Annotated in this window: 1 protein-coding gene (only partly in view); it reads right to left on the bottom strand. The window is 71.0% G+C overall.

Features of this window, described 5'->3' with window-relative positions; translation table 11 throughout:
* Nucleotides 1-5: 5 nt before the first annotated feature.
* Nucleotides 6-24,792: the 3' portion of a type I polyketide synthase gene (locus tag K4G22_RS27425; protein ID WP_228083142.1), read on the bottom strand. 22,274 nt of this gene lie beyond the right edge of the window; the window shows 24,787 of its 47,061 coding nt (coding positions 22,275-47,061); the start codon falls outside the window, past its right edge — the gene reads right to left on this strand; its stop codon occupies nt 6-8.

Raw genomic sequence — 24,792 nt, 5'->3', positions numbered from 1 at the left:
GCGCCTCAGCCGAGGCCGAGTTCCTTGTTGATCAGGTCGAACATCTCGTCGTCGGTGGCGACTTCGAGCGACGCGGGGCCGCTGTCCGCGTCGTCGAGGTCCATCTCGGGCGCGGACTCGCCGTCGAGCTTCCAGAGCAGCGACTCAAGTTGCTTGACCATGCGGGCGCGTTGGGCGTCGTCGAGCGGTGCCGAGGTGAGTACGGACTGGAGTCGTTCGAACTCGGTGAACGCCGTTGGCTGGGAGGGGTCTTCGGCGGCGTTCCCGGCGGGGAACCGCTCGTCGAGGTGGGCGGCGAGCGAGGCAGGGTTGGGGTAGTCGAAGACGAGGGTGGCGGGCAGTCGCAGGCCGGTGGCGCCGCTGAGGCCGTTGCGGAGTTCCACGGCGGTCAGCGAGTCGAAGCCGAGGTCGGCGAACTCCCGTTGGACGTCGACCGTTTGGTTGGCGCCATAGCCGAGGGCCGCCGCGACATGGTGGGCGACCAGGTCGGTGAGGAAGGTGGTGCGCTGTTCCCCGGTGAGGCCGGCGAGCCTCTGTGCCATGGCGGGCCCGGTGGTGTCGGTGGCGCGCTCTGTCCTGCTGGTCGTGGGTCGGCCAGTGGCGGTGGCCGCCGGCAGGACACCTCGGAGCACGGCGGGCAGGAGGCCGGCTCGGGCCTTGTCGCGCAGCGCGGCGGTGGCGATGGCGGCGGCCACCAGCAGCGGTTGTTCGCTGTGCCGCGCGGCGTCGAGGAGGGCGAGGCCGGTGTCGGCGGTCAGCGGCTGGATGCCGGACTGGGTGATCCGGTCGAGTTCGGCCTGGGTGAGGGCGCCGGTCATGCCGCTGGTGTGCTGCCATAGCCCCCATGCCACGGAGGTGGCGGGCAGGCCCTGCGCCCTGCGGTGGTGGGCGAGGGCGTCGAGGAACGCGTTGGCCGCCGCGTAGTTGCCCTGTCCGGCGCCGCCGAGGACGCCTGCGATGGAGGAGAAGAGGACAAACGCGGCGAGTTCGCTCTCCCTGGTCAGTTCGTGGAGGTGGAGTGCGGCGTCGACCTTCGGGCGGAGCACGGTGGCCAGTCGCTCAGGTGTGAGGGTGGCGACGAGGCCGTCGTCCACCACCCCGGCGGTGTGGAAGACGCCGCTGAGGGGGCGGTCGGCCGGCAGTCCGGCCAGGAGCGCGGCGAGCGCTTCGCGGTCGGCCGTGTCGCAGGCGACGACCTCGGCGTGCGCGCCCAACTCGCGGAGCTGGGCGATGAGTTCGGCGGCGCCCGGCGCGGCCGGGCCGCGCCGGCTGGTGAGCAGCAGGTGGCGCACGCCGCGTTCCGCCACCAGGTGGTGGGCCAGCAGGGCGCCGAGCGCGCCGGTGCCTCCGGTGACGAGGACGGTGCCTTCGGCGAGCCGGTCGTCGTTCCCGGTGCCCTTTCCTGGCGTGGCCGTCTGCGGGGTGATGCGCGGGGCGCGTGTCTCGGCGCCTCGGATGGCGACCTGGCCCTCGTCGTGGGCGATGGCGCGGGTCACGGTGTCGACGATGGACTCGTCCGCGGTGCCCCGGGTCTGGTCGATGTCGACGAGCAGGAAGCGTCCGGGGTTCTCCGTCTGGGCGCTGCGCAGCAGCCCCCAGGTCGGGGCGCCGGCGAGGTCGGTGACGTCCTCGTCGGGGCTGGTGGCGACGGCGCCGCTGGTGACGACGACCAGTCGGGTCTCGGCGAGCCTGGGGTCGGCGAGCCAGGTGTGGACGACGGCCAGCGTGGCGTGCGTCGCGGTGTGCGCGGCGGACACCCGGTCGTCGGGGGTGTGCTTGGGCGAGCTGGGCGTGAACAGCATCATCTCGGGAGCCGGGATGCCCGCGTCGAGGGTGGCGGCCAGATGCTCCAGATCGTCGTAGGTGCTGACCATCATGTCGGCGTACTGGAGGGCGGCGCCGGTGGCCAGCGGGTCGGCGCCGAGCGTGGCCCAGGTGCTCCACGGCACCTGCTCCTCGTGTTCCGGCGCCGGCAGCGGTGTCCAGTCGACGCGGTAGAGCTTGTCGGTGTGGGCCGTCGTGGTGAGCTGCTCGGGCGAGATCACGCGGAACGCCAACGAGGAGGCGGTCAGGACTGGTTGACCCACCGGGTCGGTGACGGTGACGGCCATCGCGTCGGTGCCGGCCGCGCTGAGGGCGACTCGCACCCGGCTGGCACCGCTGGCGTGCAGGGTGACGTCGTTCCAGGAGAACGGCAGCCGCAGGGCGTTGCCGCCGGTTTCGATGTAGCGGCCGGCGTGCAGCACGGCGTCGAGGAGTCCGGGGTGGATGCCGTAGCGGCCGGCCTGTCCTTCCTCGGCCTCCGGCAGGGCGACCTCGGCGAAGATCTCGTCGCCGCGCCGCCAGGCGGCCCGCAGCCCCTGGAAGACCGGGCCATAGCCGTAGCCGGTGGTCGCGGCGAGTGGGTAGAGGCCGGTGACGTCGATCTCCTCGGCGCCGGTGGGCGGCCAGACGAACAGGTCGGGGCCGGTGGGTGCCGGCGCCTCGGGGACGAGCAGCCCTTCGGCGTGGCTGGTCCATGGCGCGTCGGTGGCGCTGTCGGGCCGGGAGTGGATGCGGAGTTCCCGCTGGCCGCCGGCGTCGGGGGCGCCGACGGTCACCTGGAGGGCGACGCCGCCGTGTTCGGGGAGTGCGAGCGGTGCCTGGAGGGTGAGCTCCCGCAGGTGGGCGCAGCCGACCTCGTCGCCGGCGCGGACGGCGAGCTCGACAAAGCCGGTGCCGGGGAAGAGGACGCTGCCGCCGATGGCGTGGTCCGCCAGCCACGGGTGGGTCCGCAGCGAGAGCCGGCCGGTCAGCATCGCACCGTCGTCGGCGGCCAGTCGCACGGCGGCGCCAAGCAGCGGGTGGCCGGCGGCGGCGAGGCCGAGCCCGGCCGGGTCGCCACTGCCTGCCGCGGGGCGCAGCCAGTATCGCTGCCGCTGGAAGGCGTAGGTCGGCAGGTCGACGCGGCGCAGGGACCGGCCGGCGAACGCGGCCCGCCAGTCCACGTCCGCGCCTCGGGCCCAGACCCGGGAGAGCGCGGCGGTGAACGTCGCCACCTCGTCCCGTTCACGGCGGGTGGTGGCAACGAACGCGGCGGCGGTGTCGTCCTCCGCGAGGCACTCGGCACCCATCGCGGTGAGGGTGGCGTCCGGGCCCAGCTCCAGGAACGTCGTCACCCCAGCCGCCCGCAACGCACCGACCCCGTCGGCAAACCGCACCGTCGCCCGGACATGCCGCACCCAGTAGGCGGCGGTCGCGATCTCAACGCCGGCCTCCTGGCCGGTCACATTGGAGATCACGGGAAGCGCGGGCGCGCGGTAGGTCAGCGACTCGGCAACCTCCTCGAAGGCCGCCAGCATCGGCTCCATCAACCGCGAGTGGAACGCATGCGAGACGGTGAGCCTGCGGGTCTTCACACCCGTTTCGGTGAACGTCGCGCGCAACGCCTCGATGGCGGCCTCGTCGCCGGCGACCACCACCGACTGCGGACCGTTGACGGCGGCGATATCGAGATCGGTCAGCCCGCGAACCGTCTCCTCCGACGCCTGCACGGAAAGCATCGCCCCACCCGAAGGCAACCCCTGCATCAACGATCCACGCGCCGCCACCAACCGACAGGCATCCGCAAGGTCGAAAACCCCAGCAACATAAGCGGCGCTGATCTCGCCAATGGAGTGCCCGGCGACAAAGTCCGGCCGCACCCCAAACGACTCCACCAACCGCCACAACGCCACCTCGACCGCGAACAACCCCGCCTGAGTGAACACCGTCCGATCCAGATCCGCAGAGCTGGACTCGTCGGCCAACACCTCACCCAACGGACGCGGCAACAGGCCATCGAACCCGGCACACACCTCGTTCAACGCCTGGGCGAACACCGGGAACGTGGCGGCGAGTTCCGCACCCATCCCAGCCCGCTGCGCACCCTGACCCGTGAACAACAACGCCAACCGACCATCCACCACGGACTCCGGCGCCAACGAACCGAGACCGGAACGCAACTCCTCAGCGTCCCGACCCCACACCACCGCACGCGTCGACAACCCCGCCCGCCCGTTGACCAGCGACCAGCCCACATCCGCCGGCTCCAACTCCCCCACCACCGCGGCCAACCGCTCCGCCTGCGCCGCCAGGGCGTCGGCGCCACGGGCGGACACGGGCCAGGGCAGGATCGGCAGCCGGTCGCCTGGCAGCACCACGGCGCCGGGCTCCGCGTCCGCCGGGGCCTGCTCCAGGATGATGTGCGCGTTGGTGCCGGAGACGCCGAACGCGGAGACGCCGGCGCGGCGCGGATGGTCCGTCTCGGGCCAGGCGACCGACTCGGTGAGGAGACGGACGGCGCCGGCGGACCAGTCGACGTGGGGCGTCGGCTCGTCCACATGCAGGGTCGGCGGCAGCTGGCCGGCGCGCAGCGCCAGCACCATCTTGATGACGCCGCCGACGCCGGCGGCGCCCTGGGTGTGACCGATGTTGGACTTCAACGAGCCAAGCCACAGCGGTTGTTGCTCGTCCCGGCCCTGCCCGTAGGTGGCGAGCAGCGCCTGGGCCTCGATCGGGTCGCCGAGGGTGGTGGCGGTGCCATGCGCCTCGACGGCGTCGACATCGGAGGTGGTGAGCCGGGCGCTGACCAGGGCCTCGCGGATGACGCGTTCCTGGGACGGGCCGTTGGGCGCGGTCAGGCCGTTGCTGGCGCCGTCCTGGTTGATCGCCGAGCCCCGGATGACGGCGAGCACGGGGTGCCCGTTGCGGCGGGCGTCGGAGAGGCGCTCCAGCAGCAGCATGCCGGCGCCCTCGCCCCATCCCGTGCCGTCGGCCGAGGCCGCGAAGGAGTGGCAGCGGCCGTTGGCGGAGAGCCCGCCCTGGCGGGAGAACTCGATGAAGGCGCTGGGCGAGGCCATGACGGTCGCGCCGCCGGCGAGCGCCAGTGAGCACTCGCCGTTGTTGAGGGAACGGGCGGCCAGGTGGATGGCGACCAGCGAGGAGGAGCAGGCCGTGTCGATGGTGATGGCCGGGCCTTCAAGGCCGAGAGTGTAGGCGACACGGCCCGAGATGACGGCGGCCGAGCTGCCGGTCACGCGGAAGCCCTCGACCTCCTTGGTCTCCTGCTGGAGCCGCTGGTTGTAGTCGTGGCCGACGACGCCGGCGAAGACCGCGGTCTTGCTGCCGCGCAGCGCGTCCGGGTCGATTCCGGCGCGTTCGATCGCCTCCCACGCGGTTTCGAGGACGAGGCGCTGCTGCGGGTCCATGGTGAGGGCCTCGCGGGGGCTGAGTCCGAAGAACGCCGCGTCGAAGTCGCCCGCGTCGTGGACGAATCCGCCCTGCCGGGTGCGGCTGGTGCCGAGGCGGCCCGGCTCGGTGGAGAAGAGCGCCTCCAGATCCCAGTCACGGTCGGTCGGGAACTCGGTCATGGCGTCGGTGCCGGTGGACACCAGTCGCCACAGGTCGTCGGGGCCGGTGACGCCGCCGGGGTAGCGGCAGGCCATGGCGACGACGGCGATCGGCTCGTCTTCGGTGGTGGCGGGGAGGGGCGCCGTCTCCTGCTCGGCGGGGTCGGTGGGGTCGTCGCCCAGCAGCGCGGTGCGGAGGAAGTCGGCGAGCGCCTCGGGCGTCGGGTGGTCGAAGACGACGGTCGCCGGCAGCTTCAGCCCGGTGGCCGCGCCGAGCTTGTTGCGCAGTTCCACGGCGGTCAGCGAGTCGAAGCCCAACTCCCGGAAGGCGCGGTCGGGTTCGACGGCCTCGGGGCCGCCGTGCCCGAGCACCAGCGCGGCCTGGGTGCGCACGATGTCCCGCAGGATGACGCCGCGTTCGACGGCCGTGGCGGTGGCGAGGCGTTCGGCGAGCTCGCTGTCGACGCCGGCGGCGAGGGTCTCGGACTCGGCCGCGGCGCGCCGCGCCTCGGGGATGTCGGAGAGCAGCGGGCTGGGCCTGGCCGCGGTGAAGCCGACGACAAACCTCGACCAGTCGATATCGGCCACGACCAGGTCCGGCTGCTGATCGCGAATGGCGTGGTCCAGGGCCTTCAGGGCCAGGCGTGGCTCCATCGGGGACAGGCCACGGCGCCGCAGCTGGGCGCCGCCTTCGCCGCTGCCCATGCCGCCCTCGTCCCACAGGCCCCAGGCGACGGAGGTCGCGGGCAGGCCACGGGCGCGGCGGCGCCGCGCGAGGGCGTCCAGCCGGGCGTTGGCAGCGGCGTAGGGGCCCTGGGCGCGTCCGCCCCAGATCGCCGCGCCGGAGGAGAACAGCACAAAGGCGTCCAACTCGGCGTCGGCGCCGAAGAGTTCGTCCAGATAGGCGGCCCCTGCGGCCTTCGCCGAGGCGGCCTCGACGAGTTCGGCAGGGCCGGCGTCGTCCAGGGCGACGGTGGTGGCCATGCCGGCCGCGTGGAAGACGGAACGGAACGGGGTGCCGGCGGCAGCCATGTCCGCCACCACCTGGGCGAGCGCCTCGCGGTCGGCCGCGTCGCAGGCGGCGACGGTGGCCTCGGTGCCCAACTCGGCGAGCTCCGCGACGAGTTCGGCGGCCCCTGGGGCGTTGAGGCCACGCCTGCTGGTGAGCACGACGCGATCGACGCCATGGGCGGCGAGATGCCGGGCGAGGTGGGCGCCGACGGCGCCGGTGCCGCCGGTGATCAGCGCGGGGCCGCGCGCCGGCTCGGGCCGGCTGTCCTGGGTCGCGTCCAGCGGGTGGCGGCGCAGGCGTCGGGCGAAGAGGCCGGTGGCGCGGAGCGCGACCTGGTCCTCGTCGTCGCTGCCGGCCAGTACCCCGCAGAGCCGGGTGAGGGCGCGGTCCTCGGGGGCGGCGGGCAGGTCGATCAGGCCGCCCCAGCGGTCCGGGTGTTCGAGGGCGGCGACGCGGCCGAGGGCCCACACCATCGCCTGGGTCTCGTCGCGCGGTTCGTCGCCGCTGCCGGTGGCGACCGCGCCGGAGGTGAGGCACCACAGGCGTCCGGTGACGCCGGCGTCGACCGTGGCCTGGATCAGCGCCATGGTGGCGGGGAGCGCGGCGGAGAACGCGGGCTCGTGCTCGCCGCCGTGGTCCTGGTCGGCGAGGGCAAGGCTGGAGAGGACGCCGGCGATCGGCCGTTCCCCGGCGGCCTCGGCCAGCCATGCGGCAAGCGTCTCGCGGTCGGCGGTGCCGTCCGGCACCGGCAGGTGCTCGACGGTGGCGCCGTGCTCAGAGAGCGCGCCGGTGAGGGCCTCGGTCCAGCCGTTGGCGGCGCCGGCCGGGGTGAGGAGGAGCCAGGTGCCGGTCAGACGTGGCGCCCCGGTGGCGTCGGGCAGCGGGGTCCAGGCGACGCGGTAGCGCCAACCGTCCACGGTGGACAGCGAGTTGCGCTGGCGACGCCAGGAGGCGAGTTCGGGCAGGACGCTCTGCCAGGAGTCACGTTCGCCGTCGACGGCGAGGGTCGTCGAGAGCGCGTCCAGGTCCTCACGTTCCACGGCCCGCCAGAACGCCGCCTCGACGGAGTCGGTGCGCGGGGCGCCGCTCTCCGCGTCGGTGTCGGCGTCGATGGCGCGCTCGATCCAGTAGCGCTGGCGTTGGAAGGCGTAGGTCGGCAGGTCAACCCGCTGGACGGCGCGGCCGGCGTAGAACGCGGACCAGTCGACGGAGGTGCCGTTGACCCACAACTCGGCCGCCGAGGCGATCAGTCGAGCCGCCTCGTCCTCGTTGCGGCGCAGGGTGCCGACGACCACGCCCGACGCGCCGGCCTCCTCCACAACCTCCTGCACCGACATGACGAGAACGGGGTGCGGGGAGACCTCGACGACGCGGCGGAAACCCTGCTCAACCGCGTGGTTCAGCGCGTCCGCGAAGCGCACCGGCTGACGCAGGTTCCGGTACCAGTACGCGGCATCCATCCCCGCCGTGTCCAACGGCTCCCCGGTCACGGCCGAGATCAACGGAACATTCCCCGCCCGTGGGCTGATCGGGGCGAGATCCGTCAGAATCCGCTCCTCGATCGCCGCCACATGCTCCGAATGCGACGCATAGTCCACCGGAACCCGACGCGCCCGCACTCCAGCCGCCTCAGCCACACCCATCAACGCCTCAAGACCAGCCACCTCACCCGCCACCACCGTCGCCGAAGGCCCATTGAACGCAGCGACCGACACCCCGCCCATGTCGGACAGCAGCTCAGCGACCCGCTCCGGACCAGCGGCCAGCGACACCATCCCACCACTACCGGCCAGCTCACGGATCGCCGCCGACCGCAACGCCACCACCCGCGCACCATCCTCCAACGACAACCCCCCCGCCACCACAGCAGCAGCGATCTCACCCTGCGAATGCCCCACCACCACCGACGGGGACACCCCCACCGACTCCCACACAGCGGCCAGGGACACCATCACCGCCCACAACACCGGCTGCACCACGTCAACCCGCTCCAGCCACCCCTCGTCCTCACCCTCCAACACCCCCACCAACGACCACTCCACAAACGGCCCCAACGCCGCCTCACACTCACCCAACCGCGCCGCGAACACCGGCGACGACACAAGCAAGCCACGCCCCATCCCGATCCACTGCCCACCCTGACCCGGGAAGACGAACACCGACCCCGAACCAGCATCGGCACCCACCACACCACGGACCACATCACCCGGCTCAGAACCCCACACCACCGCACGGTGATCCAACACCGCACGCGAGGAAAGCAACGCCCACCCCACATCCACCGCGTCAAACCCAACCGCCACATCCGACAACCGCGCCAGCTGTGCGGTGAGCGCCTCCGGGTCGCGGGCGGAGACCACCCATGGCGCCACGGGGGTCTCCGTCAGGGCCGGTTCGCCGGAGATCACCAGCGGGCTGGTGGCGGCGGCCTCGACGTCGGCCGGGGGCTGTTCGACGATGACATGCGCGTTGGTGCCGGACATGCCGAACGCGGAGACCCCGGCGCGGCGCGGACGGTCGGGCGTCGTCCACTCCCGGTCCTGGTCGAGGACCCGGACCGTGCCGGATGACCAGTCGACGTGCGGCGTCGGCTCCGCCACGTGCAGGGTGCGCGGCAGCACGCCGGCGCGCAGCGCCTGCACCATCTTGATGACGCCGGCGACGCCGCCGGCGGCCTGGGTGTGGCCGATGTTCGACTTGACGGAGCCCAGCCACAGCGGCCGGTCCGCCGGCCGGTCCTGACCGTAGGTGGCCAGCAGCGCCTGCGCCTCGATCGGGTCGCCGAGCGGGGTGCCGGTGCCATGCGCCTCGACCGCGTCCACGTCGGCCGTCGTCAGCCCGGCGTTGGCCAACGCCGCCCGGATCACCCGCTGTTGGGAAGGCCCGTTGGGGGCGGTGAGGCCGTTCGACGCACCGTCCTGGTTGATCGCGGAGCCGGAGACCACGGCGAGCACCCGGTGCCCGTTGCGGCGCGCGTCGGAGAGCCGCTCCAGGAGGAGCATGCCGACGCCCTCACCCCATCCCGTGCCCTCGGCGCCGTCGCCGAAGGCGCGGCAGCGGCCGTCGTGGGCCAGCCCGCGCTGCTTGCTGAACTCGATGAACGCGCCGGGCGTCGACATCAGGGTGACGCCGCCGGTCAGCGCCAGCTCGCATTCGCCGTTGCGGAGCGACTGGACGGCGAGGTGCAGGGCGACCAGCGACGAGGAGCAGGCGGTGTCGACCGTGACCGTCGGCCCTTCGAGGCCGAGGGCGTAGGCGATCCGGCCGGACACGACGGCGGCGGACGAGCCGGTGGCGTGGTAGCCCTCGACGAGTTCGGCGGCCTCGCTCAACAGGGTGCTGTAGTCCTGGAGGTTGGAGCCGACGAAGACAGCGGTCTTGCTGCCGCGCAGCGCGTGCGGGTCGACACCGGCGCGCTCCAGGGTCTGCCAGGACGTCTCCAGCAGCAGCCGCTGCTGCGGGTCCATCGCGACGGCCTCGCGCGGCGAGATGCCGAAGAAGCCGGCGTCGAACTCGGCGGCGTCGTGCAGGAAGCCGCCCTCGCGGACATAGGAGGTGCCGGGGCGTTCGGCGTGCGCGTCATAGAGCGCGTCGAGATCCCAGCCCCGGTCGGTCGGGAAGGAGGTGATGGCGTCGGTGCCGTCGGCGATCAGCCGCCACAGGTCCTCGGGGGATTCGACGCCGCCGGGGTAGCGGCAGGCCATGCCGACGATGGCGATCGGCTCGCGGGTTCCGATCTCGACGGCCGGTGCGGCCTCCGTGCTGTGCTGCTCCTCGGCGCCGAGGAGTTCGCCGCGCAGGAAGTCGGCGAGGGCGTGCGGCGTCGGGTAGTCGAAGACCATGGTCGCGGGCAGCGTGAGGCCGGTCGCGGTGTTGAGCCGGTTGCGCAGTTCGACGGCGGACAGCGAGCTGAAGCCGAGGTCCTTGAACGTCTGGGCGCCCTCGATCCGGTCGACGGAGGCGTGGCCGAGGACGGCTGCCGCCTCGGCGAGGACGAGGCCGGCGATGTGCCGCCGCTGCTCGGCTGCGGGCAGCCCGGTCAGGTGCCGCACGAGGTCCGAGTCGCGCGGCGCTGGCGTCCGCTCCCCGGTGTCGGGAGCCTCGAGGTGGCGGCGCGCCGCCGGGAGGTCGGCGAGGAGCGCGCTGGGGCGGGTCGCGGTGAACGCGGGGACGAACCGCGCCCAGTCGACATCGGCGACGGTGACGGTGACGTCGCCCTGTTCGAGGGCCTGTCGCAGGGCGTCGATGGCCAGCTCGGGCCGCATGGGGCGGATGCCGAGCCGCAGCATGTGCTCGACCTTGTCGTCGGTGACCATGCCGCCGTCGGCCCAGGCGCCCCAGGAGACGGCGGTGGCGGCCAGGCCCCGGGCGCGCCGCCGCTCGGCGAGCGCGTCGAGGTGCGCGTTGGCGGCGGCGTAGCCGCCCTGGCTGCCGCTGCCCCAGATGCCGGAGACGGAGGAGAAGAGGACAAACGCGTCGAGCGCGCGGTCGCCGAGCAGTTCGTGCAGGTGGTTGGCGCCGGCGACCTTGGCGGCGAGGACATGGTCCAGTTCGGCCTCGTCCATGTCGGCGACGGCGGTGAACTGGCCGACGCCGGCGGCGTGTACGACGGTGGTCAGCGCGGGCCGGTGCGGGGCGCCGTCAAGGTTGGCGTCGAAATCGCCGTCAAGGTTGGCGTCGAGGTCGGCCAGCAGGCGGGCGACCGCGGTCCGGTCGCTGATATCGCAGGCGACGACGGTGGCCTCGGCGCCCAACTCGGCGAGTTCGGCGACCAGTTCCGCCGCACCGGGGGCTTGCAGGCCGCGTCGGCTGGTCAGCACGAGGTGCTGGGCGCCGCCGCGGGCGAGCCAGCGTGCGACATGGGCGCCGAGGCCGCCGGTGCCGCCGGTGACCAGCGCGGTGCCGGTGGGGCGCCAGTCGCGGGCGGGGCGGGCGTCGTCGGCGAGCGGGGCGTGGGCGAGGCGGCGCAGGAAGACGCCCGATGCCCGGACGGCGCACTCGTCCTCGCCGGCGGTGTTGGCCAGCACCTCGGCGTACCGCTGGGCGGTCGCGGTGTGGATGTCGGCCGGGAGGTCCACCAGGCCGCCCCAGCTGCGCGGGTGCTCCAGGGCGAAGGTGCGTCCCAGGCCCCAGAGTTGGGCGGCGGCGGGGTGCTCGGCGCGGTCGGCGGGGGTGGGGGCGACCGCTTCCCGCGTCACACACCACAGGGCGGCGTCGAGGCCGGTGTCCACGGTGGCGCGCATCAGGGCGAGCGTCGCGCCGAGCCCGGCGGTCACCGCCGGGTGGTCGGGGAGCGGCTGGTCGGCGAGCGCCAGATAGGAGAGGACGCCGGCGACGGGGCCGTCGGCGGTCGCCTCGGCGAGGAGCGTGGCGAAGCCGTCGCGGTCGACGGTCGCCGGGTCCACGGTGCGCCGCAGGACGCGGGCGCCCCTGCCGGCCAGGGCGCCGAGCGAGGCGGCCGTCCAGTCGGCGGCGTCCCCGTCGGCGGGCTCGATGACCAGCCAGGTGCCGGTGAGCGGCGCGGTGGGCAGCTCGGCGACGGGCTGCCAACTGACGCGGTAGCGCCACGTGTTGGTGGTGGCCTGGTTCTGCTGGGCGCGCCGCCAGCTGGCGAGGGCCGGCAGCAGCGCGTTCGGCTCGGTGCCGGGCGGCAGGTCAAGGCCGAGTGTGCCGGCGAGGTCGCTCAGGTCGCCGCTCTCCACGGCCGCCCAGAACCGGGCGTCCACCTGGTCTCCCGCCGCCGAGGTGGCGGGCTCGTCCCCGGCGGGGGTGGCGGCCGGCAGCTGGAGCCAGTACCGCTCGCGCTGGAACGGGTAGGTGGGCAGCTGCACCGTGCGGGCGCCGGTGCCGGTGTAGTGGGCGGTCCAGTCGACCGTCACCCCACGGACATGGAGTTCCGCCAGGGCGTGCAGGAATGTGACGGGTTCCGGCTGGTCGCCCCGGAGCGCGGCGGCCAGCAGCGGCGGGGTGGCGTGGGCGCCGTCGGCGACGGTGTCGTCGGCTTGCGTGGCTTCCGTGGCTTCCGTGGTGGCGACGGCGGTCAGGCAGTCGTCGGCCATGGCGGTGAGGGTGCCGTCGGGGCCGAGTTCCAGGAACGTGGCGACGCCCTGGGCGCGCAGCCAGCGGATGCCGTCGAGGAACCGGACGGGCTGCCTGACATGCCGCACCCAGTAGTCGGGCGACGTCAGCTCCGCCGCCGAGGCGGCCGTGCCGTGCAGGTTGGAGACGACGGGGATACGCGGCTCGTGGTAGGTGAGGGTCCGCGCGAAGGCGGCGAACTCCTCCAACATGCCGTCCATGTGCGGCGAGTGGAACGCGTGGCTGACCCGCAGCCGCTTGGTCCTGTGGCCCCGCGTCCGCCACTCCTCGACGATCTCGCCCACCGCGTCCGCGTCGCCGGCGACGACGACGGAGTCCGGCCCGTTGACCGCGGCCAGGCTGACGGCGGTCTCCCGCCCGGTCAGGGTCTCGACGACCTCGTCCTCGGCGGCCTGGATCGCGGCCATCGCGCCACCCGCAGGCAGCGCCTGCATCAACCGGCCCCGGGCGGCGACCAGCGCGGTCGCGTCGGTGAGCGAGAGCACCCCGGCGACATGCGCCGCGGCCAGCTCGCCGATCGAGTGACCGGCGACGAAGTCCGGTCGCACGCCCCGGCGTTCGACGAGACGGAAGAGGGCGACCTCGACGGCGAACAGGGCCGGCTGGGTGTAGGCGGTCTGGTCCAGCAGCTCCGCCTCCGGGCTGCCGGGCGCGGCGAACACCACGTCGCGCAGCGGCCGTTGGAGGTGAGCGTCGAACCCGGCGAGGATCGCGTCGAGGTCGGCGGCGAACGTCGGGTCCGCCTCGGCCAACTCGCGTCCCATGCCCAGGCGTTGACTGCCCTGGCCGGTGAAGAGGAACGCGACGGAGCCGTCGACGGCATCGGTGGTGCCGCGCACGAGCTCCGGCGCGCTGCCGCCGGTGACGAGCGCTTCCAGCGCGCGCCGGGCCGCGTCCTGGTCGGCGGCGACGATCACCGCGCGGTGTTCCAGCGCGGCGCGGGTAGCGGCCAGTGAGTAGCCGATGTCGACGAGCGGCCGGGCGGCTCCGGCGGTGTGGGCCGTCAGTCGGGCGGCCTGGGCGCGCAGCGCCGGCCCGGTGCGGCCGGACATCGGCAGCGGAAGCGGCAGCGGCGTGGCCGGCGCGGCTGAGGGCTCCGGCTCGTTCGACTCGCTGGCGGGAACTTGTTCGAGGATGACATGCGCGTTGGTGCCGCTGATGCCGAACGAGGAAACCCCGGCCCGGCGCGGGTGCCCCTGTTCCTGCCACGGCTGGGCCTCGGCGAGCAGCGCCACGCCACTGGTCGCCCAGTCGACCTGGGGGGACGGATCATCGACATGCAGGGTGCGAGGCAGCACACCTTCCCGCATGGCCATCACCATCTTGATGACCCCGGCGATACCGGAGGCGGCCTGGGTGTGGCCGATGTTGGACTTCAACGAGCCCAGCCACAGCGGCTGGTCCTCGTCCCGGCCCTGGCCATAGGTGGCCAGCAGCGCCTGCGCCTCGATGAGGTCGCCCAGCGAGGTGCCGGTGCCATGCGCCTCGACGGCGTCGATATCGGCGGGGGTGAGCCCCGCGTTGCTCAGGGCCTGCCGGATGACGCGCTGCTGCGAGGGACCGTTCGGCGCGGTCAGCCCGTTGCTGGCGCCGTCCTGGTTGATGCCCGAACCGCGCACGACGGCCAGCACCTGATGGCCCCGGCGGCGCGCGTCGGAGAGCCGCTCGACGACCAGGACACCGACGCCCTCGGCCCACGCGGTGCCGTCCGCCTGCGCGGAGAACGTCTTGCAACGGCTGTCAGGAGCGAGCCCGCGCTGCCGGCTGAACTGGATGAACATCGTCGGCGACGGCATCACCGCGACACCACCGACAAGGGCCAGATCGCACTCGTCCTGACGCAGCGCCTGAGTGGCGAGATGCAGCGCGACCAGCGCGGACGAGCACGCCGTGTCCACGGTGACCGCCGGGCCTTCGAGGCCGAACGTGTAGGCAAGGCGGCCGGAGGCGACGCTCGCCGCGTTCCCCAGGCCGAGGAAGCCCTCGACGCTCTCGGGGATCTCCGGGAGGCGGGAGGCGTAGTCGGCGGACACCATGCCGGCGAAGACACCGGTCTGGCTGCCACGCAGCGAGGTGGGCGGCAGTCCGGCGCGCTCCAGGGCCTCCCAGGAAGCCTCAAGGAGGAGCCGCTGCTGCGGATCCATGGCCAGCGCCTCACGCGGGCTGATCCCGAACAACTCCGGATCGAACTCGGCCGCGTCGTAGAGGAATCCACCCTCGCGGGCATAAGTGGTGCCCGAGTGGTCCGGGTCCGGGTCATAGAGCGCGTCCAGGTCCCAGCCGCGGTCGGTCGGGAACGCCCCGATCGCGTCCACGCCCTCCTCGACCAGCCGCCACAGCTCCTCGGGCGAGGACACCCCACCCGGGAAACGGCACGCCATCCCGACGATCGCGATCGGCTCGTCCACGGCGACCGCGGCACGTGATGCCGCCCCCGACGAGGCGACGGCTGTCTCGTCCGCGCCCTGCCACACCTGGCCCAACACAAACGCACCCAGCGCCGTCGGCGTCGGATAGTCGAACACCACACCCGCCGGCAACCGCACGCCGGTGGCCGCGTTCAGCCGGTTGCGCAGCTCCACGGCCGTCAGCGAGTCGAAGCCCAGCTCCTTGAACGACCGTTCGGCCGCGACCGCCTGCGCGGAGCCATGGCCCAGGACGGACGCCACATGGCCGCGCACCAGGTCCACCACATGGCGTTCCCGCTCGCCAGCGGTCTCAAGACCGGCGAGCGCGGTGGCGAGCGCGCCGCCGCCAGCCACACCGGAGACGGCCTCCACGGACCGCCGGCAGGAGACCCGCACCAGCCCTCGCAGCAGCGAGGGCATGACGGCGCCGCGTTCCGCACGGCCCCGCAGCCCGGCGACGTCCAGCCGCGCCGCCACGACCAGCCCCTCGTCCACACCACACGCCACATCGAACGCGGCGAGCCCGTCGGCGGTGGAGAGCGGCTGAAGGCCACTGCTGGCCATCCGCCCCAGCTCGACGCTGGTCAGGTGCCCGGTCATACCGCTGGACTCATCCCACAGGCCCCAGGCGAGTGAGGTGGCGGGCAGACCGTTGGCCCGACGATGCGCCGCCAACGCATCCAAATAGGCATTGGCCGCCGCATAATTCGCCTGCCCCGGATTACCGAACACACCCGCAGCCGAAGAATAAAGAACAAACATCGCCAACCCAGCATCCCGCGTCAACTCATGCAAATTCCACGCCGCCTCCACCTTCGGCCGCATCACCCGCCGCAACTGCTCCAACGTCAACGAACCCACCAACCCGTCATCCACCACACCAGCCGCATGCACCACACCAGTCAACGGAAACTCAACCGGAATCGCAGAAAGCACCAACGCCAACTCACCACGATCAGCAACATCACACGCCACAACCTCCACCCGCGCACCCAACCCAACAAGCTCCCCCACAAGCTCAACAGCACCCGGCGCATCCAAACCAGCACGACTCGTCAGAACAAGAGACCTCACACCACGCTCAACCACCAAATGACGAGCCAACAACGAACCAAGCGTCCCCGTACCACCCGTAACCAACACCGTGCCATCCGGATCAAGACCAACCGGCACCGTCAACACAATCTTGCCAACATGCCTAGCCTGACTCATAAACCGAAACGCATCAGGCGCCCGCCGCACATCCCAAGACCGCACCGGCAACGGACGCAACACACCCCGCCCAAACAAAACCAACAACTCCCCAAGCATCTCCCCAATCCTATCCGGACCCGCATCCCGCATATCAAACGCCTCATACACAACACCCGAATGCTCCCGAGCAACCCGCTCCGGATCACGAATATCCGTCTTACCCATCTCCAAGAACCGCCCACCACGCGGCAACAAATCAAGAGACGCATCAACAAACTCCCCCGCCAACGAATCCAACACCACATCCACCCCAGCACCACCCGTAACAGCCAAGAACGCATCCCGGAAACCCACATCACGCGAAGAAGCGATCCGCTCCCCCGCCACCCCCAACTCCCGCACCACCGACTGCTTCGCCTCACTCGCCGTCGCAAACACCGTCGCACCCAAATACCGCGCCAACTGCACAGCCGCCATCCCCACACCACCAGCAGCCGCATGCACCAACACCGACTCCCCAGCCCCCAACCCAGCCAAATCCACCAACCCGTAATACGCCGTCAAAAACACCACCGGAACCGAAGCCGCCTCCTCAAACGACCACCCCTCCGGCATCCGCGCCACCAACCGACCATCCACCCTCGCCAACGGACCAAACCCACGCTGAATCAACCCAAACACCCGATCCCCCACCCCCACATGCCCAACACCCGAACCCACCTCAACCACCACACCAGCAGCCTCACCACCCAACACCGCCTCCCCCGGATACATCCCCAACCCCATCAACACATCACGAAAATTCAACCCACCAGCACGCACCGCAACCCGCACCTCACCCGCACCCAACACACCCCCCGCACCCGGCTCCGCCACCAACGCCAACGAATCCAACGTCCCCCCACCCACCGACTGCACCGACCACGCCACCTCACCCACCGGCGCCACCAACCCACCACCAACCGCCGACACCCGCACCAAACGACCCACCAACACCACACCACCCCGCACCACCACCTGCGACTCAACCCCAACGAGCGCGGCATCGACGGCCACCGACAGATGCCCCTCGGCACCGGGCTCCACGTCCACCAGCAGCAGGCGGCCGGGGAGTTCGGACTGAGCCGAGCGCACCAGGCCCCAGACCGAGCTGCGCGCCAGATCGGTGACATCCTCGCCGGCCGCCGCGGACACGGCGCCCCGCGTCACGATCACCAGACGGGAGTCCGTCAGCCGTTCGTCCGCCACGAACTCCTGTATCAACCGCAGGACCTCGCCGGCCGCCCCGACCGCGTCCCCGTCCACATCGCCCACCAGTGGCAGCAACACCGTCGAAGGCGCCGCGCCGCTACCCACCTCGCTCAGCAGCTCCGCCAGATCCGCGAAACGCACCGCCCCCACGCCGAGCGAGTCCTCGCCCAGCACCACCCAGTCCACGGCGGCGCTTCCGGCACCGTCGCCCCCGGTCGCGACCGGGGTCCACTCCAGGCGGAAGAGGGCATCCAGCTCCGACGCGCCACCAACGGCAGCCGTCAACTGATCGGCCGACACCGGCCGCAACGCCAACGACTCCACCCGAGCCACCAACCCACCAGCACCATCCGCCACCACCAACGAGAACGCATCCGAACCCGCCGGCACCAACCGCACCCGCACCGACACCGCACCCGACGCCACCAACGACACACCCGACCACACAAACGGCAACCGAAGCTCGCCGTCGTCCACCATGGACAGCCGGCCGGCGTGCAGCACGGCGTCCAACAGCGCCGGGTGGATGCCATACCTGGCCGCGGCGGAGTGCTCCCGCTCCGGCAGCTCGACCTCGGCGAAGACCTCCTCACCACGCCGCCAAGCCGCACGCAACCCCTGGAACACCGGCCCATACCCATAGCCGGCGGCCTCGGCCTCCGCATAGAACCGGGAGACGTCGACCGGCTCGGCATCCCGCGGCGGCCAAACCGTCAACTCCGTCGCGGTCGGGTCGAGTTGCTCGGATGCCAGGACGCCCTCCGCGTGCATGACCCAGAGCTGCTGGTCGGCCTGGGCGCTCTCCGGGCGGGAGTAGATCCGCACCTCACGCTGCCCGGCGTCATCCGGACCACCCACCACGACCTGCACCTGAACGCCACCACGCTCGGGCAGCACCAACGGCGCCTGGAGCGTCAACTCCCGCACCTGCCCACACTGGACCTCGTCACCCGCGCGCACAGCCAACTCGACAAACCCCGTGCCGGGGAAGAGCACCGTGCCACCAACCGCGTGATCGGTAAGCCACGGCTGACCGCGCAACGAAAGCCGACCGGTCAGCATGACGCCACCCTCGCCCGCGAGGCTGACGGCCGCGCCCAACAACGGGTGGCCCGCGGCGCTCTGGCCCAGACCGACCAGATCCCCGCTGGTGTCACCCTCCAGCCAGTAGCGACTCCGCTGGAAGGCATACGTCGGCAGCTCGACCTGGCGCAGGGACCGGCCGGCGAACGCGGCCCGCCAGTCCACATCCGCGCCCCGGGCCCAGACCCGGGAGAGCGCGGCGGTGAACGTCGCCACCTCGCCGTGCTCACGGCGGGTGGTGGCAACGAACGCGGCGGCGGTGTCGTCCTCCGCGAGGCACTCGGCACCCATCGCGGTGAGGGTGGCGTCCGGGCCCAGCTCCAGGAACGTCGTCACCCCAGCCGCCCGCAACGCACCGACCCCGTCGGCGAACCGCACCGTCGCCCGAACATGCGCCACCCAGTAGGCGGCACTCCCGATCTCCACCCCGGCCGGCTCACCCGTCACATTGGAGATCACGGGAAGCGCGGGCGCACGGTAGGTCAACGACTCGGCAACCCGCTCGAACTCCGCCAGCATCGGCTCCATCAACCGCGAGTGGAACGCATGCGACACGGTCAACTTCCGTGTCTTCACGCCCGCTTCGGCGAACGTCGCGCAAATCCGCTCGACGGCGGCCTCGTCGCCGGCGACCACCACCGACTGCGGACCGTTGACGGCGGCGATATCGAGATCGGTCAGCTCTCGGACCGTCTCCTCCGACGCCTGAACAGAAAGCATCGCCCCACCCGAAGGCAACCCCTGCATCAACGACCCACGCGCCGCCACCAACCGACAAGCATCCGCCAGATCAAAAACCCCAGCAACATAAGCGGCGCTGATCTCACCAATCGAATGCCCGGCGACAAAGTCCGGCCGCACCCCAAACGACTCCACCAACCGCCACAACGCCACCTCAACCGCGAACAACCCCGCCTGAGTGAACACCGTGCGATCCAAATCATCACTGGACTCGTCGGCCAACACCTCACCCAACGGACGCGGCAACAACCCCTCGAACCCCGCACACACCTCACCCAACGCCTCCGCGAACACCGGGAACGCGGCGGCGAGCTCCGCACCCATCCCAGCCCGCTGCGCACCCTGACCCGTGAACAACAACGCCAACCGGCCCTCGACGACCCGCTCAGACGTCAACGACCGCAGCCCAGCCACCAGTTCTTCGGTGTCCCGGCCCCACACCACCGCACGCGAGGTCAACTCCGCACGGCCAGTCGCCAGCGACCACCCCATATCGGCGGGGTCCAACTCGCCAGCTGCCTCGACCAGGCGCTCCGCTTGCTCGGCCAACGCCCCCTCGGTCCGGGCGGAGAGGGTCCAGGGGAGGACGGGGAGCCGGTCGCCCGGCAGGACGACCGCACCCGGCTCGGCATCCTCTGGCGCCTGCTCCACAATCACATGCGCGTTCGTCCCCGAAGCACCAAACGACGACACACCCGCACGCCGAGGACGCCCCGTCTCCGGCCAAGACCGCTCATCCCTCAACAACTCAACCGCACCCGCCGACCAATCCACATGCTCCGACGGCTCATCAATATGCAAACTCCGCGGCAACACCCCCTCCCGCAACGCCATCACCATCTTGATCACACCCGCAACACCCGCAGCCGCCTGCGCATGACCAATATTCGACTTCACCGACCCCAACCACAACGGCCGATCATCCGCCCGACCCTGCCCATACGTCGCCAACAACGCCTGCGCCTCAATCGGATCCCCAAGAGTCGTACCCGTCCCATGCGCCTCCACCACGTCCACATCACCCACCGACAACCCAGCACTCCGCAAAGCCTGCCGAATCACCCGCTGCTGCGACGGACCATTCGGCGCCGTCAACCCATTCGACGCACCATCCTGATTCACCGCCGAACCCGCCACCACCGCCAACACCCGATGCCCAAGACGCCACGCATCCGACAACCGCTCCACCACCAAAACACCAACACCCTCAGACCAACCCGTACCATCCGCCGCCGAAGCAAACGACTTACACCGACCATCAGCCGCCAAACCACGCTGCCGACTAAAATCAATAAACGTCACCGGCGTCGACATCACCGTCACACCACCAGCCAACGCCAAATCACACTCACCATTACGCAACGCCTGCACCGCCAAATGCAACGCCACAAGCGACGAAGAACAAGCCGTATCCACCGTCACCGCAGGACCCTCAAGACCAAACGTATAAGCCAAACGACCCGAAACCACACTCCCAGACGTCCCCGTCCCCACATACCCCTCAACATCCTCAGGAACCCGAGTCAAACGACTCGCATAATCGTGATACATCGACCCCGTAAACACACCCGTCCGAGAACCACGAACCCCATCCACCGAAATACCCGCACGCTCAAACGCCTCCCACGACGCCTCCAACAACAACCGCTGCTGCGGATCCATCGCCACCGCCTCACGCGGCGACACCCCAAACAACTCCGCATCAAAATCCGCCACATCATACAAAAACCCACCCTCACGCGCATAACTCTTCCCCCGCGCATCCGGATCCGGATCATAAAGCGACTCATCCCAACCACGATCCACCGGAAAACCACCCACCGCATCCCCACCCGCACGCACCAAACCCCACAAATCCTCCGGCGAACCCACCCCACCCGGATAACGACAAGCCATCCCCACAATCACCACCGGCTCATCCACCACACCAGAACCCGCCACAGCCCCCGACACCACCTCACCCACCACACCAGAACCCATCAACTCACCCAACACAAACCCCGCCAACGCCACCGGAGTCGGATAGTCAAACACCAACGTCGCCGGCAACCGCAACCCCACCAACTCACCCAACCGATTACGCAACTCCAACGCCAACAACGAATCAAACCCCAAATCCTTGAACGCCCGCTCCCCACCAATCACCTCACCCGACACATGCCCCAACACACCAGCCACCGCACCACGCACCACCTCCAACACCACACCCAACCGCTCACCCTCCACCACACCCGCCAACCGCCCAACCAACCCAGAACCACCAACCACACCACCCCGCACCACACGCCGACCACCCACCGACACCAACCCACGCATCACCGACGACAACCCACCACCACGAGCCACCCCCCGCAACACACCCCAATCAAACCGAACCCCCACCACCAAACCACCCAACCCCACACCCACATCAAACGCAGCCAACCCCTCATCCACCGACAACCCCACCACCACACCACCCGCAACCCCCACACCACGACCCAACACACCACCCGTCAACCCCGACTCCACACCCCACAAACCCCACGCCAACGAAACACCCGGCAACCCCAACCCACGCCGATACGCCACCAACCCATCCACAAAAGCATTCCCCGCCGCATAATTCCCCTGACCCGCATTACCAAGAATCCCGGCCGCGGAGGAATAGACGGCGAACAGCGTCAGATCGGCGTCACGGGTGAGGTCGTGCAGATGCAGCGCGGCATCCACCTTCGGGCGCATAACGGAATGGAGGCGCTCCTCGTCGAGCGACGTGATCAGTCCGTCGTCGAGTACGCCGGCCGCGTGCACCACCCCGCGCAACGGGAACTCCGCCGGCACCAACGACAACGCCCGCGCCAACTCCTCCCGATCAGCCACATCACACGCCACCACCTCAACCAACGCACCCACCGCCCGCAACTCCTCAACCAACCCCACCGCACCCTCAGCCGCCAACCCACGACGACTCGTCAACACCAAAGACCGCACCCCACAACGCACCACCAAATGCCGCGCCAACAACCCACCCAGCGTCCCCGTACCACCCGTAACCAACACCGTCCCACCCACATCAACCACACCAACCGAGGAATCCACCCCAGAAACCCCAGCCCGCACCAAACGCGGCACCACCAACCCACCACCACGCACCGCCACCTGCGGCTCATCCAACGCCAACACCGAACCCACAACCGACGCCACATCCCCCGCAGCCCCAGCCCCAACCTCCTCAGGATCAAGATCCACCAAAACCAAACGCCCAGGATGCTCCGACTGAGCCGACCGCACCAAACCCCACACCGGCGCAGCCACCAGGTCCACCACACCCCCACCACCAGCAGCCACCGCACCCCGCGTCACCACAACCAACCGACCATCCACAAACCGCTCATCCGCAAGCCATCGCTGCACGGTGTCGAGCACCCGAGCGGAGGCCGTGTGCACGAGGCTGGCCAGCTCGCCATCCACCGCGTCGTTGGTCCCGTTGCCACCCACGGGCAGCACCACCACCGGCGGCACCTCACCGTCGAGCAGCTCGCCGAGCTCCGTGACGCGGCGCACCCCGAGACCGAACCGGTCGTCGTTGTCGTCGAGCGACACCCAGGTGTCCGGCGCCGGAACCGTCTCGTCGGCGTCGGCGGAGACCAGGCCCGACGCGGTCCAGTCCAGGCGGAAGAGCACATTGCCGGCGTCGGCGCCGCCGGCCGCCGCAGCCGTCAACTGCTCGGCGGAGATGGGGCGCACGGACAGCGATGCCACGCTGGCCACCGGCTGGCCGGTGCTGTCGGCGAGGTGCAGAGACAGCGCGTCCGCGCCTCGCGGCAGCAGTCGGACCCGCACCGAGGCGGCACCCGCACCGAGCAGGGACACCCCGGACCAGGCGAACGGCAGGCGCACGTCCTCCCCGGTCCCGGCGGCGAGACCGTTCACGTGCAGGGCCGCGTCCAGGAGCGCCGGGTGGATGCCGAACGCGGCGGCCGAGGCGTGCTCCTCCTCCGGCAACGTCACCTCGGCGAAAACCTCCTCGCCCCGCCGCCAAGCCGCACGCAACCCCTGGAACACCGGCCCATACCCATAGCCAGCCGCAGCGACCTCAGCATAGAAACCAGAGACATCGACCGGCTCGGCGCCAGCAGGCGGCCACACCGTCAGATCCGGCCCCGCCGCCGCGTCCACCGCCCCGGCGACCAGCACACCCTCGGCATGGCACACCCACGCGTCACGCGCGTCAGCGTCCTCACCTCGGGAGTAGACGCGCACATCCCGACGTCCCGCACCGTCCGGCGCGGCAACGGCGACCTGCACCTGAACGGCGCCGCGGGTCGGAAGCACCAGAGGGGCTTGCAGCGTGAGGTCGGCGAGCTGCGGGCACTCGACCTCGTCGCCGGCACGGATCGCGAGCTCGACGAAGCCCGTCCCGGGGAAGAGCACCGTGCCGCTGACGGTGTGGTCGACCAGCCACGGGTGGCTGCGCAACGACAGCCGACCCGTCAACATCACACCGCCATCCGTGGCGAGCGTGACGGACGCGCCCAGCAGCGGGTGGCCGGCGGCGGTGAGACCGGCACCGCTCACATCGGCCCGGCCCATCTCCTCGACCAGCCAGTACCGCTGGCGTTGGAAGGCGTAGGTCGGCAGGTCGACCCGCTGGACGGCGCGGCCGGCATAGAATGCGGACCAGTCAACCGAGGTGCCGTTGACCCACAACTCGGCCGCCGATGCGATCAGTCGAGCCGCCTCATCCTCATTGCGGCGCAGAGTGCCGACGACCACGCCCGACGCGCCGGCCGCCTCCACAACCTCCTGCACCGACATGACGAGAACGGGGTGCGGGGAGACCTCGACGACGCGGCGGAAACCCTGCTCGACCGCGTGGTTCAGCGCGTCCGCGAAGCGCACCGGTTGGCGCAGGTTGCGGTACCAGTACGCGGCGTCCATCTCCGCTGTGTCCAACGGCTCGCCGGTCACGGCCGAGATCAACGGAACATTCCCCGCCCGTGGGCTGATCGGGGCGAGATCGGTCAGAATCCGCTCCTCGATCGCCGCCACATGAGCAGAGTGCGACGCATAGTCCACCGGAACCCGACGCGCCCTGATCCCCGCCGCCTCAGCCACACCCATCAACGCCTCAAGACCAGCCACCTCACCCGCCACCACCGTCGCCGAAGGCCCATTGAACGCAGCGACCGACACACCCTCAACAGAACCGAGGAGTTCGGCGACCCGCTCCGGACCAGCGGCCACCGACACCATCCCACCGGACCCGGCCAGCTCCCGGATAGCCGCCGACCGCAACGCCACCACCCGCGCACCATCCTCCAACGACAGCCCACCCGCCACCACAGCAGCCGCTATCTCACCCTGCGAATGCCCCACCACCACCGACGGCACCACCCCCACCGACTCCCACACAGCGGCCAGCGACACCATCACCGCCCACAACACCGGCTGGACAACGTCAACCCGCTCCAACCACCCCTCGTCCTCACCCTCCAACACGCCCACCAACGACCAGTCCACAAACGGCGCCAACGCCGCCTCACACTCACCCAACCGCGCCGCGAACACCGGCGACGAGACAAGCAGCCCACGCCCCATCCCCACCCACTGCCCACCCTGACCCGGGAAGACGAACACCGAGCCCGCGCCG

It is taken from the genome of Streptomyces profundus, assembly GCF_020740535.1.
GTDB classification, from domain to species: Bacteria; Actinomycetota; Actinomycetes; order Streptomycetales; family Streptomycetaceae; genus Streptomyces; species Streptomyces profundus.
Note: the sequence above shows the minus strand (reverse complement) of the source record. Positions and strands in the feature narration are given on the sequence as shown.